Annotated in this window: 14 protein-coding genes; 3 read left to right on the forward strand and 11 right to left on the reverse strand. The window is 37.0% G+C overall.

Annotated features, from left to right (window positions below; translation table 11 throughout):
• Positions 1-34 precede the first annotated feature (34 nt).
• The 3 genes from ABIB40_RS08035 to ABIB40_RS08045 all read right to left on the reverse strand — a co-directional run bounded on the left by ABIB40_RS08035 (position 35) and on the right by ABIB40_RS08045 (position 3126).
• Complete coding sequence (locus ABIB40_RS08035; RefSeq protein ID WP_354357807.1) at positions 35-1021, reverse strand: YpdA family putative bacillithiol disulfide reductase; 987 nt, start codon at positions 1019-1021, stop codon at positions 35-37.
• A 465-nt stretch (positions 1022-1486) separates the two neighbouring features.
• Entirely contained in the window at positions 1487-2503 is a 1017-nt protein-coding gene (locus ABIB40_RS08040; RefSeq protein WP_354357809.1) for an asparaginase, read from the reverse strand.
• Positions 2504-2562: 59 nt separating this feature from the next.
• Complete coding sequence (locus ABIB40_RS08045; protein WP_354357811.1) at positions 2563-3126, reverse strand: DUF4230 domain-containing protein; 564 nt, start codon at positions 3124-3126, stop codon at positions 2563-2565.
• A 132-nt stretch (positions 3127-3258) separates the two neighbouring features.
• Between ABIB40_RS08045 and ABIB40_RS08050 the strand changes: the two genes are divergently transcribed.
• Positions 3259-3684 (forward strand): hypothetical protein, encoded by a 426-nt coding sequence (locus ABIB40_RS08050; protein WP_354357813.1) that lies wholly within the window; start codon positions 3259-3261, stop codon positions 3682-3684.
• A gap of 7 nt (positions 3685-3691) precedes the next feature.
• Here the strand turns inward: ABIB40_RS08050 and ABIB40_RS08055 are convergent, their stop codons facing one another.
• The 6 genes from ABIB40_RS08055 to ABIB40_RS08080 form a co-directional block, all read right to left on the reverse strand.
• Positions 3692-4684: an ABC transporter ATP-binding protein gene (locus ABIB40_RS08055; protein ID WP_354357815.1), complete on the reverse strand. Its 993-nt coding sequence runs from the start codon at positions 4682-4684 to the stop codon at positions 3692-3694.
• Between the two features lie 332 nt (positions 4685-5016).
• Entirely contained in the window at positions 5017-5841 is an 825-nt protein-coding gene (locus ABIB40_RS08060) for an outer membrane beta-barrel protein (RefSeq protein WP_354357817.1), read from the reverse strand.
• 56 nt (positions 5842-5897) lie between these two features.
• Entirely contained in the window at positions 5898-6650 is a 753-nt protein-coding gene (locus ABIB40_RS08065) for a hypothetical protein (protein WP_354357819.1), read from the reverse strand.
• Positions 6631-7200: an RNA polymerase sigma factor gene (locus ABIB40_RS08070; RefSeq protein WP_354357821.1), complete on the reverse strand. Its 570-nt coding sequence runs from the start codon at positions 7198-7200 to the stop codon at positions 6631-6633. The genes ABIB40_RS08065 and ABIB40_RS08070 overlap by 20 nt, the downstream gene beginning before the upstream one ends.
• Positions 7201-7338: 138 nt before the next feature.
• Entirely contained in the window at positions 7339-10173 is a 2835-nt protein-coding gene (locus ABIB40_RS08075) for an outer membrane beta-barrel protein (RefSeq protein WP_354357823.1), read from the reverse strand.
• Positions 10174-10175: 2 nt separating this feature from the next.
• Positions 10176-11432 carry a DUF4934 domain-containing protein gene (locus ABIB40_RS08080; RefSeq protein ID WP_354357825.1) on the reverse strand — a complete coding sequence of 419 codons (1257 nt, stop codon included), beginning with the start codon at positions 11430-11432 and terminating at the stop codon, positions 10176-10178.
• 334 nt (positions 11433-11766) lie between these two features.
• Here ABIB40_RS08080 and ispG point away from each other — a divergent pair, with 334 nt between their 5' ends.
• On the forward strand, positions 11767-13803 hold the full coding sequence (gene ispG / locus ABIB40_RS08085; RefSeq protein ID WP_354357827.1) for a (E)-4-hydroxy-3-methylbut-2-enyl-diphosphate synthase: 2037 nt from the start codon (positions 11767-11769) through the stop codon (positions 13801-13803).
• Positions 13804-13966: 163 nt separating this feature from the next.
• Here the strand turns inward: ispG and ABIB40_RS08090 are convergent, their stop codons facing one another.
• A complete protein-coding gene (locus tag ABIB40_RS08090) occupies positions 13967-14797 on the reverse strand; it encodes an alpha/beta hydrolase family protein (RefSeq protein WP_354357830.1) in 831 nt (276 codons plus the stop codon).
• A 4-nt stretch (positions 14798-14801) separates the two neighbouring features.
• Complete coding sequence (locus ABIB40_RS08095) at positions 14802-15194, reverse strand: DoxX family protein (RefSeq protein ID WP_354357832.1); 393 nt, start codon at positions 15192-15194, stop codon at positions 14802-14804.
• Positions 15195-15376: 182 nt separating this feature from the next.
• On the opposite strand from ABIB40_RS08095, the gene hemA reads away from it, so the two are divergent.
• Complete coding sequence (gene hemA, locus ABIB40_RS08100) at positions 15377-16603, forward strand: glutamyl-tRNA reductase (protein ID WP_354357834.1); 1227 nt, start codon at positions 15377-15379, stop codon at positions 16601-16603.
• The last annotated feature ends 51 nt before the right edge of the window (positions 16604-16654 follow it).

Consider the following 16654-nt stretch of genomic DNA (forward strand, 5'->3'; position numbering starts at 1 on the left):
AACCTCGAAGCTTTACAAAACCTACATAGTTTAACTAAACTATGTCTTTTCTGATCATGATATTTTCTATAATCATCTTGGCATGAACCCTAGAGTTTTCGATGAATAGTTTATGCGTATCCATCCCACCGCAAACTACACCAGCAAGGTACAATCCCTTTATATTGGTTTCCATTGTCTCTTCGTTATAGGCAGGGCAAGAACTTTCTGGGAGTTCTATTCCAAATTTGCGCAACATATTAAAGTCTGGTTGGTAGCCTGTCATTGCTATCACGAAATCATTTGGCAGCGTTACCTTTCCTTCTGGTGTTTTCAATTCTACTTCTTTTTCGCTTATCCCAATGAGCTCTGAATTAAAATACGCCTTAATGGAACCTTCTTTAATTCTGTTTTGCATATCTGGCCTAACCCAATATTTTACGTGTGGCCCAAGTTCGCTTCCGCGGATAAGCATGGTTACATTTGCCCCTTTCCGATACGTTTCTAAAGCCGCATCTACGCCAGAGTTGTTTGCCCCGACCACCAAAACATTCTGAAAAGCATACAAATGCGGATCCTTGTAATAATGCGTAACCTTTGGCAAATCTTCGCCGGGCACATTCATCATTAAAGGCACATCGTAAAAGCCAGTGGCAACAATAACGTTTTTTGCTCCATAGTTTTGTTTTGATGTAGCTACCTCAAAATTATTGTCTGTTATTTTCTTAACTTCTTCTACCCTTTCAAATAGACGAATATCTAGTTGAAAACTTTCCACCACACGGCGATAATATTCTACGGCTTCATTTCGATTTGGCTTGGGGTTTATAGTTACAAATGGCAATCCTCCTATTTCTAATTTCTGAGAGGTAGAAAAGAAAGTCATAAAAACCGGATAGTTATACAGACTGTTAACAAGCGCTCCTTTTTCTATAATGACATAGCTTAGATTTGCCTTTTTTGCCTCGATGGCACAAGCCATACCAATTGGGCCTGAGCCGATAATAAGCACATCGAAAATTTCCATGTCGCAAATTTGCATAAAGGAATTGGGAAAATTGGGGTTAGTAGTTAGTATTTAGTATTAAGACAAACGACTAAATGCCTGAACGTCCTCTCAGTATCCTTTATTTAGTATCAAGAAAATTGCGCTTTCAACATAAGCTTTTAGAATTTTTTGAGCGCTTTTACACGCCATCCACTATATCTTTTTTCGGCTTAAGAAGCCAAAAAAAGGATACCGCTGCTGTCGTTAGCGCAACATTTGCGGTAGAATAGACTGTGACTTTCTTGATGAATCTATTTCAGCCTCTTTCTTAATTTCAACCATGATTCGTTTCATTTACCCCTTCAACAAATCATGACATAAAAGACCTTGAAACGAGTTCAAGGTGACATTAGCGAAAGAAACCGACAGCCTTACATTTTAAGTACCTAATCTTTACTCCTTATTCTTTGCTCCTTATTCTTTGCTCCTTACTCCTTATTCTTTGCTCGCCAACGCCATCTATCCTGCCGTCAATTCCCCACGTAACGAAGTTTCCATTAAATGCCGCATCTCATCCATCGAAACCCCAAGTCCCAGTACAAACATCAACTTAGTTACGGTTGCTTCGAAAGTTAAATCGAAACCACTCAATACACCAATTTGCTGTAAAATTCTGCTGGTTTCGTATCGACCAAGTTGCACAGATCCTTTTTTACATTGAGAAATGTCTACAATCAATTTCCCTGCATTTATCGCGCTACGCAAACTTTCTAAAAACCAAGCAACAGTACTTGCATTGCCCGAACCAAAGGTTTCTAAAATAATGGCATCTACCTTAGATGCTGTTATGGCCTCAACCGCTTCTTTGGTAATTCCTGGATATAACTTTAGCACACCAATATTTGCGTTGAAATTGGTATGGAGTTTTAAAGTGCCACCCAGATTTTTTAAAATGTAATTGCTGTTAAACTGCAAATGCACGCCCGCTTCTGCCAAGATTGGATAATTGGGCGAGCGGAAAGCCTCAAATTTTTCGCTGTTATATTTTATTGCTCTATTGCCCCTAAAAAGCTGTGCATCAAAATAAATACAAACCTCTGGAACAACTGCCGAATCATTTTCCTTTTTTGCCGCAATCTCCAAAGCCGTTATCAAGTTTTCTTTTGCGTCGGTACGTATCTCTCCAATTGGCAATTGCGATCCGGTTAAAACAACTGGTTTCGCCAAATTCTCTAACATAAAACTTAAGGCCGACGAGGTAAACGCCATGGTATCACTACCGTGCAAAATTACAAAGCCATCATATAAATGATAATTTTTATAGATCAGTTCTGCCAGCGTCTTCCAAATTTCGGGATCCATGTTAGAAGAATCCAACACAGGATGAAAAGAGTGCACATCGAACTGATAATTTAGCCTTGCCAGCTCTGGAACATTTTCTTTTATCTGCTCAAAGTTAAACGGAACTAGCACTCCATCTGCGCCGTTGACCATACCAATGGTGCCGCCGGTATAAATAATAAGTACCTTATTCATTTGGCAAAAGTTAGTTTATATAGCACAAATATGCGAAAGATTTACAACTCAGAAAAAATCTATTGGTTAAATGTAAACCTAACATCTTTAAAGCCTAAACTCTGTATAATTGGTTTTAATACATTTACCGAATTCGTTTTAGTCTGTTTTAAAATATCCGACTTCTTTACCTCTTTAGCAATCTTTACCTCTGCTGCTTTGTAAGCATCATCTACCAAATTCGCCTCTCTAAAAAACGCCATTTTAGTATCATAAACGCGCGAATTCTTATGGTCTATCTTTACGTAACAAATCTCTGGCTGTGGCAAATTTACTACAGCTGTATCCGCATCAATGTCAATATCATCTTTGGTAATTTTGGTTAAGTCGATGCAACCAACAGCCTCCGCCTTAACAATTAATAACACACTCGCCTCTGGCAAAAAATCTGTTTTCTGCTTATGCTCCAATACATCGCTAATTTGGTATCTCACCAGTTCTAATTTACCAATAGACTCTATTCTTTCTACCAAAAGCTGATGTTTGCTATCTACAGAAGTGCTGATGCTAAACTTCTTTGAAATAAAAAAGTAACCAGCCACCAAAAGGATTACCCATGGCAGGATACCAAAAAATATCTTCATGCGCTAAAATTTTAAAAGAATTTTATCTATACAGAAATAATTAAACAATTTTTAATCCATGTTTTCTATTTCAGAGTTTTTGGCAGTTGTTTTGCAATACATTTTTCACACACACAAATAAAACCAAATGTTATGAAAAAGTTAACCATTTTATTTTTCTGCGTTGCCACGCTAAGTCTGGCATCATGCAAGAAACAAACTGTTCTTCAACCCACAACTACGACACCTAACAGAACAATCATTGCTTATATCAATCAGGCAGACTGGCAAAAAGACACTACTGATGGACGAACGATATTTTCCATTTTAAATATTTCTGATGTTCTTGACGGACCAACCTTTGAAGACGATGGGTTTTTAGTTTATATTTCCAGAACCGATAATGATACCTATGAACAAATACCCAATGTATATGGGCTGAATTCTTATAGCTATGTAATTGACAAAACAAATAAGACTTTAGAAATCGATTTGCAAAGATCAAACTCCGCAACATATCCAGATTATCCAACCGGTAAAACTAGAGTGAAAATAGTGTTAGTTAGGTCACAACAATAAACCATCTTTAAAATTCTAAAAAACGACCGATGTTTACCTGAACGTGGTCGTTTTTTTTATGCGCACCTCGGTTTAATTGCAAGGCCCTAATCTCTACGCCATTTCTAGTTAGCAGCAATTCATCATAAAAACCTTTGTAATAAACATCTTTTACTTCAAACCGTCTACTGCTCCAATTGCTTGTAATTTCTGCCCATTCGGGATAAAAAACCACAAATTGTTTAAAAGTTTTTAGGCCTATTTTTTCTGCGTCTCCGCGCGATAAAACCACCGCATTGCCCAAAATACTTGCTGTGTAAATGTGCTTGGGCTGCTGATAGATATCAGATGGTTTTCCGGTTTGTAAAAGTGATCCATCTTTTAGCATCAATAATTCGTCTGCCAAAAACAAACCATCTGCCGGATCGTGCGAGACTAATATTACCGTAACCCCAGTTTCTGCGGCAATTTCTTTAATGTCGGCGCGCAGTTGATTTTTTAACAACGCATCTACTTGGCTAAATGGCTCATCCAACAACAAAACCTGTGTATCTGCCACCATGGCCTTTGCAATGGCCACACGTTGTTGCTCGCCACCGCTAAGTTCTACTATTTTTTTATGTTGAAGAGGCAAAATCTTTAAATGCTCCATAATCTGTAGCGTCTTTTCAGATTTTGCTTTTAAATCTGTGTTAGGTAGTTGAGATGCGATGTTATCATAAACTTTAGCATAAATATTTAATGAAAAATCTTGGGTAACCATTTTCATTTGCTTGTGCCCAGGAATAAGTTGCTCATCTGGCCCTTTAACTTTTTCGGCGTTGAAATTAACTTCTCCCCTATCGGGAGTTAACAAACCATACATGCATTTTAGAAGCGTAGATTTTCCACTACCACTTTCGCCAATTATGGCAACTACATCACCCCTTTTTATTTCAAAATTTATGTCTTTAATACCACCAGCCAATTCAGACTGGTATTGTTTTGTTAAATTTTTTACTGTAATTATCGTTTCTCTCACAGCGTAAAGGTAAGAAAAAGGCAAAGAAGATGTTTGGGATTTAAATACGGAGACGGATACTCCGCAGCGGGTTGAAACCCGCCACTAATATTTCGTTCGAAGCTACGCATCTGCCTATCAACTTTGCGGTCATCGGACTACTTTAATTAAACATTTTGCCATGGACGCTAGGAGACACCTCACAAGCTGGACGAGTGGCAAAAGCGCTATAAAACCCTAGTTGTGAGACTTCTATTTCCTCGAAGTGACGCGCGGAACTGAGCCAAACCCATCATAAAAAATCCCGTCTCGCCTTAAACGAAACAGGATTTTCAATTTGCGTGTGTGTTTCTTTAATTTATTCCCAACGTTACCCCAAAGCTAAAATTCTTTAAACCTGCTTGTGCTGCCGTATTGAACATATCGCTAAAATAATATTTGGTAAAAACACCAATACCTGCGTAGCCAAGTCTAACTGTACCGCCATACCTTAATCCTTGGAAATGGTAATCGTCATAAAATTTTTCCTTGCCGCGTTCGCCGCTAATTTGTTTAACTTTTCCATTTAACAAAAATCCAATCTCTGGGCCAACTACCACAAAGAAACGATTGCCATTTTTGTTATCTTTTGTTCTAAACTCAAAGTTTAGCGGAATGTGCACGTAACTGCTAGAGAAACGATTTTTAGAAAACCCTACGGTTTGATCCTCATACGTTAGGGTTGGCATGGCCTTTTGTATCGTTATGTCTTTTCGCAAACGGATGAGGGTCCAGTCGAAGCCCCCAGCTAAATAAATTTTAAAATTTGGCGTAAATCGATATCCGAATTGTGCTATATCAAACGAAAAAGTACTGGTTTTCCCGCCTCGGTAAGATAAGAAGTCGTTTTCTGGCGAAAGATTAGAACTTCCATTATCAACCAATCTAGAATAACCAATATCTATGCGATTAAAAGTTAAGCCACCAGTAAAGTGACTTTTATAAATCCCAGAGCTGTCCTTTTCATTATCTCTATCTTTTTTCCCAAAGTTTAGGGTAACACCTGTTTTTTTATGGATTCCGAATTTCTTGTGATTTACCGAATCCATTTTCATGGTGTCTGTTTGTGCTTTGGTAATTTGTCCCATACCCATAACAAGTCCGCCTGCCATTAGGGTTTTTAAAATTAAATGTTTCATTTGTATGTTTAGTTTATGTGTGTGTCTTATATAGAGTTTATTTTCTGTTACATCTGTCAATCGCTCTGCTTGCCAAACCTAAACGGACCAATGTTTACCGCAGCAAGTGTAGATCCTTCATCGTTGGTTTTAAACCTTATGAATTTATTTTTGCTTTTGTCAACGGTATTTAACACGAGATTAATCAGATCTCCAGCATTTTTTATTCCTTTAGAAGCTGTAACATTTTCATCAACAATAGATTTTTCTTGGTGCACCGATTGCACAGAAGCCAACACCATATTTTGTTGTGAAGGAGCTACAGAAGTAGCGAGTATAATTTCTTCCGCCTCTGGTGCTCCCGTTTTCGGAAGGTTATTATTTTCGGCCAGTAAGGGCAGCTCAACCATCTTTTTTGATGAAATTTCCGGAATTGTTTTTGCTTGTAATTTTCTGCGCTCATTTTTCAACCCCACATAACTCGATTTAGAAACTGGTTCTACAGCCAAATCGGTCTTAACCAGATTTGCATTTGTCTCCTCTATTTTTGGTAAGATCTGCTTTTCTATTTTTCCTTTTTTTATCGCAGGCGCTACATTTACCAAACTCGGGCTCGGTGCAATTTTTTGCTGATTGTATATAACTAAAGTAACGGTTGCCAACAATACAATAGAAGCGGCAACTAGCCAATACCGCAAACTTAGCGCTCTTTTCTTTGGTGTAATTTCGGCCTCGATAGCGCTCCACAAACCTGCAGATGGCGCAATTTCAACATCGTGCAAACTGTCTTTAAATAACTTATCAAAATCTTTATCCTGTATAGGTTGCATAACCTTGTCCCTCCATTTTTATAATTTCTTGTTTCAAAATTGCCCTGGCTCGGCTTAGTTGCGATTTGCTGGTACTTTCGCTAATGCCCAATTGTTCGGCAATTTCCCGGTGCGAGTAACCTTCAATCGCATACATGTTAAAGACCATTCGGTAGCCGTCGGACAACTTACTTATCACCCTTAGCAAATCTTCCATCCCTAAAGTACCGAAATCAAATCCTACAGATGGTTGGTCAAAAGCCTCATCCAATTCTACCACTTTTAAACTACGTTGGTTCTTACGAAAATTTTCTATCGAGGTGTTTACCATAATTCTCCGTATCCAGCCCTCAAAAGAACCTTCTTCCTTAAACTGGTTTATCTTGGTAAATACCTTAATGTATCCTAACTGAAGCACATCTTCTGCCTCTGCCCTATTTTTAGCATAACGCATGCAAACCGCCATCATCTTGCCCGATGTTTGCTTATACAACAATTCCTGCGTCTTCCTCTCGCCATTCTTACAGCCTTGCAGTAAATCGTCTATTGTATGGGTTTGCGCCAATTTCATTTCGTGGTTATGTAGAGTAGATGCCCGATTTTAAAAAATGGTTGCATCAGTATATACAAAAATTAAAATAAATTTAAACAATTAAGAAAACATAGGTTAATGGTAAATAAAGAAGAACATTTTTCTTTGCAACCAGCACTACTTCTTTGCGGAAGCCTTTGCGCCAAATTTACGCGGGTAGTAAGAAAGTGTAAACATGAAATACTGCTGTAAAACGTTGCTGGTTGAGGTAGAGAAACTGTTTATGCCCGCATAATTATATACGCCTTTGTTTTGGTGCAATAAATCCAAAGCAGAAAATTTAATCTCGGCGTTATTGCCCTTGTTAAAACGATAAGTTGCATTGGCATTCCAAATTGCAAAATTTATGGTTTCGCCAACCGAAGGTTTATTCTGGTTAAAACTTACGTTGCTGCTTAAAGAAAGTTTTTTAGTAAAATTGTAATTTGTACTCACTGCTGTAGTTAGAGTAAGGTTTTTGTATTTGGTGTTTAATGCATCTTGTTTAGAGACGCTTGTATTTACAGTTTGAGATGCTTCTAAACCTAATTTATCTTTAAAAGTAAAATTTGTTGATAAGGAATTCGTGGTGTTAGTGTTGTTAGAAAAATTAAAAACTCCATTAAAATAGGTCGGCTTCTTATTAAAATCGAAACCAGTATAAAAATTCAATTGCAACTCGCTATTTTTAAATTTATGAGACTTACGGATATTTCCATTAAAACGCGCATACTTAGTGCCACTAGCATTGGCAAGGTAATTATTTCTCCTATTTTGTTGGTCAACGAAAACACTGTCAACAATATCATTGGTAATTGAGCCTATAGAACCATTCACATTAAAATTTAAGGTATTTTTGTTTTTCATATCATAATGGCCAAAATCTAAATTTATAGATCTATCTGTAGCTTCTTTTAAATTAATATTACCTCGCTGTAAATTATACAAATTGGTACTATCCGTTAAGGGCGCCAACTGCTCTAAACTTGGAATATTGATGTTGGTATTGTAGGTTAAGTTTAAACTTTCTTGGTAGGTACCATATTGGTAATTGAAAGCACTAGCACTTATTTTCGGTACAAAATTACTATAGTTGCGCTTAATGTTTTGAAAAGATTTATCTGATTTATTATCTTGATTTATAATTTGTTGCGCCACAGTTGCACTTAAATTTATACTCTTATTGTATCGATTACTTAAGTTTTTGCTAAAAGATTTCGATAAAGTAAATCCTGGTGTAAATTCGAGTTGATTGACCTCTAAATTGTTAGAAAGATAACCATTCGATTTATAATTATTTGCCGCGGTATAATCTTCTACCAAATTCTGGCGATTATTATGATCCAAAGTTAAATTGGAACTAATTTCTGCATCGAAGTTTGCTAGTTGAGCGTTGTTGCCGAATATTAACGGTTTTAGGTTTGGCATAGTAAAACCCACTGTTTGGTTTACGAATTTCTCAGCAGTTTGATACCTTCTGTTAAAATCTTGATTTTTTAATGGGTCGGCTAAATCTCTAAATGAAGTTATTTCTGTTCTGTTGTTGTTGTTGTCGGCAATATTTAAACTATAATTTGTCCTAATGCTTTTAAAACGCTGTTTCCAATTGTTGTAGTTGTTATAATTGTAATCGGCTTTAAAATTAAAATTTTTATTGTCTGATTGAGATTGGCTGCTGCCATTATTTGTACTTGTTAAATCGCCATTGTTATTTATGGCATTTCTAAAATTCGTACTGCTGTTGTCGTTTTTTGTTGCGGTAAAAAACTCACTCACATCTAAACGATGGCTCTTTTTGTAATAATTATAGATGCTGTTTAACCGGTGGCTATTGCTATTATTTAGGGATGAATTTTTACTCTGAGAGAAAATTTGGTTGTTTTCGGCTATTGTGGTGGTGCTTTGGTTGTCGCTTTCGTTATTTGACTCATAATTCTTAAAATAGTAATCTGCCGTTAATTTACTGTTGTTGTTCCATTCTTTGCTATCTGGTGTAAAATTATACGTCATTTGTGCACCCGCTACATTTCCCTTGTTTATGCCATTCTGCCTAAAATCTGGCTGATATTCTACACTCGTGCCAGTACCCTTATACGTACTATTTCTAATAAGGGTGTTAATGTCATTTGGTATTTTGTTTATGTCGTTACTGGCGCCAATGATAGATAACTGTAGTTTTGGCGTGCTAAAGTTCAAGTTTCCATCAAATTGATAATGTTTATCGGTACCATAACCTAAACCGATTTTTCCAAAGTAAGATCGGTCTTTTCCTTTCTTAAGTTTTAAATTGGCTACCAGATTGCTATCTAAAGGGTTATTTCTATCGGCTGTATTAAAAATCTGAATTTTCTCTAGGGCATTTTTAGGAATGTTTTGAAGCGCAATTTTGTTATCGCCGCCAAAAAAAGATTTTCCGTTAACGGTTAAAGTTTTTACCTCTTTCCCGTTAACGGTAATAATTCCATCGCCCCAAACGGTTATGTTGGGTATTTTTTTAAGTAAATCTTCTACGGTTGCATTGGTATCTAACTTAAAAGCTATGGCATTTATTTCCAAAGTGTCGTTGTTGTAGCTAATGGGAGGAACTGTAATCATCACGTCGTTTAAAGTTTCCGTCCGCGGATTAATAAACAGCGTTTTTAAATCTAGTTGCGTTTGCCCTTTGGGTATGATGATGTTTTTTCTAATCAAATCATAACCCACATTGCTAATATCAATACGTAAATTTTGCCCGATAGGTAAATTTGTAAATTTAAACTCGCCGTAATTGTTGCTTAGTTGATAATTGAGCACCGAACTATCTGCCCTAAAAATAGAAACCGTTGCCGATTTTAATACATAATTGTGTACGCTATCTCTAACAATACCCTTTACTGTACCCATTACGGGCGTTATTGTTGTCTTTTGAGCAAAAGAAAGGCTAGCATTAAAAAGTAGAATGCTGAAGAATGCAAAGAGAAAGTAAGAGCGCATGATTAGTTTTTCTTAGGTGTTAGTATGATAAGGATTGGGTTGCTTTTTCTGTCGCCGGTTTTAAAATAATTTGCCAACAGCGGCGGATAATTTACCTTTTTATCGGCAATGCGTTCTTTAAAAGTAAATGCGGCTAAGGATGAGTAACTTGTGTAGAATTTTCCATCTTCGAATGCAGAAAAACCTCTGCCTTCAAACTCGTAGCTAAAACCGGAATCGGTTATGGGTAAAAAACTAGAAAGGCTATCTGGCTCAATATCCTGAAAAGAGGTTAATTCTGCCGTCTTAACATTGTATATTAGACTTTTCTTTTGGTCTTTGTTCCAATAACCAGTACTTAATTTTAAGAATAAATTCTCGCCCATTAAATAGCAATTTCCCAAGCCGTAAAACACTTTTCTGTTTTTATCAAAATAATCTTGCCTCTTTTTTATGTATAGTGGATTTGTGATAAAATCTTTTGTTATGGTATTTAGCGCTGGGAAAATAAAATTATAGGCTAAAGAAACTTTATTAGGCGTAACTTTATAAAGGTTGTAATCATAAAAATTAACGAAAAAACCTGCATTATCCGCATATTTTGTAAATCCTTCGTCGCCATACCAATCGTCTTTGTCGTACTTATTTTCGTCATCAACAAAGTAGGCTACACTATCTTTAGTTTTTGGATGGTATAACATTAATTTATAAAAAGTACTGTCTTTTCCATCCTTTACCCACTGTCTTGTTTTAACTTCTGTGTCGCCATCTTTAAATTTGATGTTATTGTTGAACTTGAAATCTTTATTGCTTACTTTTTTGATATAATTCCCCTTAAAATCGAAATATTGCACATTGTTAGGTGTATAGATTACAATGAAATCTTTGCCGTCTATCTTATCCGATGTAAAACCATAAAATTGGGCTTTTTCTTTGTCATCTTTACTACTTTGTAGTTTTGTAGCATCAATTTTAACAAGAAATTTTCCTTCTGTGTTAAAAATTAACAGGGCTTTAGTATCGTAGTCATAAATTAAATAAGAATTATTAACTAATTTAAATTGTCCTATTTGTCCGAATAAACTTTCTTTGGTAGTTTCTAATGGTACAAATTTTACCTCATCAAAAATTTGAGAAACCGTAGCGCCTCTTGCGCTTTGCGGATCTAAGCGAATGGTAACCATTTCAGAACTGTCTATTTTACCTACTTGGGCTATAGAAAATAATGGAAATAAGAAGATGGAGAGAAATATGCAGCGCGTTATTTTATTGGTTTTCACAGAGTTTGGTTAAAGGATTTAGTAATCGTAAAAATAGCACCTCAAAATCAATAAAGCAAACCGAACATCCAAAGCGGGATTTTATTTCCAATTCCTGCCTCTAAGTCGTCTGCTGCGATTTTTATGAATCTTGGGTAATAAATTGCTTCTAATTACAAGCAAATGTTAATTTTTTGCTATAAAATTATAGCATAATTGAATAAAATTGCTTCAATTTTATAGCAAAATTGCTCTTTTTAACTCAAAACTCCTCATCTCACACTAAGCAAATTTTACTTCGCTTCCATATTTCAACCTTTTAACAATCGCGCGCTAAATAGTATCTTTGCAATACATGGAAAGTTTATCAATGCCGAAGATACTTGAAGGCGGTTACTGTAATAGTTTAACAGATTATTCGAGGTTTGTTACCAGAGAAGTTAATATTGGCGATATTGCTATGGGTGGAGACAACCCCATCCGCATCCAATCTATGACCACCACCAACACTATGGATACCATTGCGACTGTAGAACAAACGCTTCGTATGGTAGAAAGTGGCTCAGAGTATGTAAGAATAACTGCACCAAGCATTAAAGAAGCAGAAAACCTTGCCAATATTAAAAAGGAATTAAAGCTTCGCGGATGCAAAGTTCCGCTGATTGCCGATATTCACTTCACGCCTAACGCCGCCGAAATGGCAGCCCGTATCGTAGAAAAAGTGCGTGTAAATCCTGGCAATTATGCCGATAAAAAGAAATTTGAAAACTTAGAATATACCCAACAATCATACAATGCAGAACTCAGCAGGATCTATAAAAAATTTATCCCGCTGGTTAAAATTTGTAAAGAATACGGCACGGCCATGCGTATCGGCACAAATCACGGTTCGCTATCCGACAGGATTATGAGCCATTATGGAGATACACCTCGGGGGATGGTCGAATCGGCGATGGAATTTATCCGCATGTGCGAAGATCAAAACTACTACAACTTGGTTATCTCTATGAAAGCCAGCAACACGCAGGTAATGGTTCAGGCTTACAGGCTTTTGGTAGAAACTATGGTAAAAGAAGGTATGAATTACCCGCTCCACCTTGGGGTTACAGAAGCCGGAGATGGCGAAGATGGCCGGATCAAATCTGCGGTTGGAATAGGTACTTTATTAGAAGATGGTTTAGGCGATACCGTGCGCGTTTCGTTAACTGAAGACCCAGAGTTTGAGGCACCAGTGGCAAAGGCATTGGTAGATAGGTATGGTGAGAGAAGTCGGAAGTCGGAAGTCGGAAGTCGGAGTGAGTTGAAAGTTGAAAGTTCAAAGTTAAAAGTAGCAGCAACTGAGCATTCGAAACTCATAACCCGCAACCCGCAACTCTCAACCTACGATCCATATTCTTATTCGCGTAGAAATACCGAGCCTGTACAACACATCGGCGGTCATTATCATCCTATAGTGATGGTAGATGTTTCTAAAAAAAATTTAAAAGATCCATTTTTTCTCACTTCCGTGGGATATAAATACAGTGCTGGTTTAGATAAATACAATTTGGCAGATCAAGCTTGTGATTTGGTTTATTTGGGCGATAATTTGCCTTCGTTTTCTTTTCCGGGCAACTTAAAGCAGATTTACAACTACAAAACTTGGCTCGGTTTAAAAGATAAAAGCAACTGTCACCCTTTATGTTCTTTAGAAGAATACATTCTACTTGATGTAAAAGACGAGTTCCTAAATTTGGTAGAAATCAGTTTTGAGGAATTCAACAAGTTAACAACTGAACAATTAAACAATTTTCGGCAGTTTTCTAATGTAGTTTTTGTACTTAAAACGGCAGTTTTGCACGGCATGGCCGATCAACGGGCATTTTTTATCGCTTTGCAAGAAAGAGGTTTAAAAATTCCGGTAATTATCAAGAGAAGTTACCAAAATTTAGATGCAGATCATTTAATGTTGTACGTCGCCACAGATTGTGGCGCGCTCTTTACAGATGGTTTTGGCGATGGAATATGGATTGATGCGCCGGGCGAAAACTTATCGTTGTTAAACTCTACTAGCTTTGGCATATTGCAAGCAACACGCACGCGTATAAGTAAAACAGAATACATTTCTTGTCCAAGCTGCGGCAGAACGCTCTTCGATTTACAAGAAACTACCCAAGCCATACGGTCGCGCACAGATCATTTAAAAGGTATAAAAATTGGCATTATGGGCTGTATTGTAAATGGGCCAGGCGAAATGGCCGATGCCGATTATGGTTACGTTGGTACTGGACCCGGCAAAATTACCCTTTATCGTGGAAAAGAAGTGGTAAAAAAGAATGTAAAAACAGTTTCTGCTTTAGATGAATTAATCGATATTATTAAAGAAGACGGCAACTGGATTGAAAAAGCTTAAGGAAAACCGGCTTGCGTGGCTGTAGTTTTACGTAATTTTTTTTTTAGACTAACACCCCGTCTGCGACCACCCCTCTGAAACAGGGGAATTACCCCTCATGTCTTCTAATACACATTCAATTTTCGTCCGGAGGCTAATCTTTTTCAAAAAAATTGATGATGCATTAATTGTTCTCTCTAAAAAACACCAAACACTTTTCACAAACCTCTTGCAGATCAAGTGGTAAAGTTTCTTCCAGGTAAGGTTGCGATGCACCGTAAACATGATCCGCACCTAGTACAATTTCTAACTTGCTTTTTGGATTTGCCTGGTGTAATTTTTTTGCGTTTTCTACGCTTACACTCTGATCTTTGGTGCCGTTTACAATTAGCCACGGTGCTTTTATCCGCTTGGCGGCATCAACAATATTCAGTCGCTCTGGATTTTCTCTATAATCGTACAGCAAACCAACATTAAGCGGCATTTGCACTTTCGTTCTGGAATTTGTAATGTAGATCACTCCTTCCTTTTCCCACATAGCTTCCTGCTCTGGTTTCCATAGATTTTTAAAATCTTCTATGGCACTCCAGGTAATTAATTTACTTATCCTGTCGTCGTTTGCTGCAGCTATGATAGACAATCCGCCACCGCGGCTATGCCCAATAAGATTTATTTCTGTTTCAGAGCCACAGGTTTGTGCGATAAAATCAACAACTTGTTTTAGATCAAAAAGCTCTTTAGAAAACGTGTTTTGGCCAAACAAGGCTAAATCGGTTAAGTCTTTTGGATTATCAGAAGGCACTCCGCTATGCGAAAAATTAAATTTTAAATAACGGTAGCCATTTTCTGCAAAATAATTGGCGACTAAATTATGTGCGCCCCAATCTTTATAGCCCTTAAAGCCATGTACGAACAAAATAACAGGTGTATGCTTTAAATCGTGATCAACTGTTATATCACCTAGTATTAGTTTATCATCGGCGCCCTTTAGGGTAAAATTGGTTTTTGTAATCATAATTTTAAGGATTTTTAATGTACACCGCCGCCCAAAAAATAAGCACCGCCTGAATGGGCAGCCTAATCCAGGCAATTAATTTTGTTACCATTAATTTTCCCAACATAAACGGTGCAAGCTGCAACATGTAAATGTGTAGGGGCAAATAAACAACAAGCATCAACGCTATAAAAATTCCAGCCCATTTTCTCGTACGCTTAAACAACAACAAAATACCCAATATAATTTCAGCTACGCCCGATAGATAGATTAAAAAAGTACCGACCGGCATCCACGGTGGCACAATAGATAAATAGACTTTTGTTGCCAAAAAATGATTTATGCCCGCAGCCACATATAATACCGCAGATAGCCAGAGAAAGAATAAGTAAACATTATTGTGTTTTTTTGCCATCATTTTACTGTTTAATCATTACCTTACTTAGCATACAATTGTTTTCTTTTTTTTCAGTAAAGATAGAAGACCTTTAGGTGTTTTATTTAAAAACGTTCTAAATAGGCGTAAATTACAGCTCAATGACAGATGCGGCGGCAAGCGTGACTACATTTGTAGTCCTTAATAATTAATTCGTAGAGCACTTGGAATATCTAAAAGTAATCGCTTTTACCCATCACCAGATAGATTTAAAATCGTTGGGCAAGTTGGTTATTTGCGACGAAAGCTTAGACAGTAGGCTCAAGAACATTCAAGACAAACTTCCGGTTAGCGAGATTTTTTACATAGGTACCTGTAACCGTGTAGAATTTGTTTTTTTAACAAAACAGCAAACCAACAAAGAATTTGTTACCCAGTTTTTACGGGTATTAGATATGGGTTTGCCCGAGGAGTTTTTAGAGCGTTTTATAGATAATGTATCTGTATACGAAAACGAAGAGGCTTTTAACCATCTATTGCGCACTTCTTGTTCGCTAGAAAGTTTAATTGTTGGCGAAAAGGAGATTTTAGCTCAAGTACGTAGGGCTTATGAAAGCTGCCGGGATGCTGGTTTTACCGGCGATTACATGCGTATGATTATGGAACGCGTGGTAAAAACGGCAAAAGAAGTTTACACGCATACCAACATCTCAAAAAATCCGGTTTCGGTGGTTTCTTTAGCCTATCGTAAGCTAAAGGAACTAAATATGTGCGGTCATTCGCGCATATTAATTATAGGTGCTGGCGAAACGAACAGTACGATTGCTAAATACCTTAAAAAACATAAGTACTCTAACTTTGCCATTTTTAACAGGACTTTAGAAAATGCCCAGGTATTGGCCAAGGAACTAAATGGACAAGCCTATCAATTGGCAGATTTGGAGACTTATCAGGAAGGTTTCGATGTTATTATTACTTGTACTAGTGCAACCGAACCAATTATAACAGAAAACCTTTACGCTAAGCTACTTAACGGAGATGCTTCTAGAAAAGTAATCGTAGATTTAGCGGTCCCAAATGATGTTGCTGCTGATGTTGTTTCGAACAATTCTGTACATTATATAGAGGTTGAATCTTTAAAGGAAGTTGCCAGAAAAAATATCCAAGAGCGTTATAGCGAACTTGTACACGCCGAAGATATTATACACAAAAATATTGAGGAATTCTTTCATGTATTGAAACAACGACGCGTTGAGCTGGCAATGCAGGAAGTTCCACGTAAAATAAAAGAAATAAAAGAAAAGGCCATTCATGCAGTCTTTGCCGAAGAAATAAATCAAATGGACGATACGTCTAGAGCGGTTTTGGAACGGGTAATGGCGTACATGGAAAAAAAATACATCAGCGTGCCTATGGTTATGGCAAAAGAAATCCTATCTAATCAGCCATAGTTTTTAATTCAGTTTCCCACCAAATTTTCATGTTATTTTGTTTATCAAATA

Origin of the sequence: Pedobacter sp. UYP30, assembly GCF_040547165.1 — a bacterium.
Lineage (GTDB): Bacteria > Bacteroidota > Bacteroidia > Sphingobacteriales > Sphingobacteriaceae > Pedobacter.

Excerpts from the sequence above, each read along its gene's own strand:
- ABIB40_RS08035 (WP_354357807.1), bottom strand. The coding sequence starts at position 1,021 with ATGCAAATTTGCGACATGGAAATTTTCGATGTGCTTATTATCGGCTCA.
- ABIB40_RS08040 (WP_354357809.1), bottom strand. The coding sequence starts at position 2,503 with ATGAATAAGGTACTTATTATTTATACCGGCGGCACCATTGGTATGGTC.
- ABIB40_RS08045 (WP_354357811.1), bottom strand. The coding sequence starts at position 3,126 with ATGAAGATATTTTTTGGTATCCTGCCATGGGTAATCCTTTTGGTGGCT.
- ABIB40_RS08050 (WP_354357813.1), top strand. The coding sequence starts at position 3,259 with ATGAAAAAGTTAACCATTTTATTTTTCTGCGTTGCCACGCTAAGTCTG.
- ABIB40_RS08060 (WP_354357817.1), bottom strand. The coding sequence starts at position 5,841 with ATGAAACATTTAATTTTAAAAACCCTAATGGCAGGCGGACTTGTTATG.
- ABIB40_RS08065 (WP_354357819.1), bottom strand. The coding sequence starts at position 6,650 with ATGCAACCTATACAGGATAAAGATTTTGATAAGTTATTTAAAGACAGT.
- ABIB40_RS08070 (WP_354357821.1), bottom strand. The coding sequence starts at position 7,200 with ATGAAATTGGCGCAAACCCATACAATAGACGATTTACTGCAAGGCTGT.
- ABIB40_RS08075 (WP_354357823.1), bottom strand. The coding sequence starts at position 10,173 with ATGCGCTCTTACTTTCTCTTTGCATTCTTCAGCATTCTACTTTTTAAT.
- ispG (WP_354357827.1), top strand. The coding sequence starts at position 11,767 with ATGGAAAGTTTATCAATGCCGAAGATACTTGAAGGCGGTTACTGTAAT.
- ABIB40_RS08090 (WP_354357830.1), bottom strand. The coding sequence starts at position 14,797 with ATGATTACAAAAACCAATTTTACCCTAAAGGGCGCCGATGATAAACTA.
- ABIB40_RS08095 (WP_354357832.1), bottom strand. The coding sequence starts at position 15,194 with ATGATGGCAAAAAAACACAATAATGTTTACTTATTCTTTCTCTGGCTA.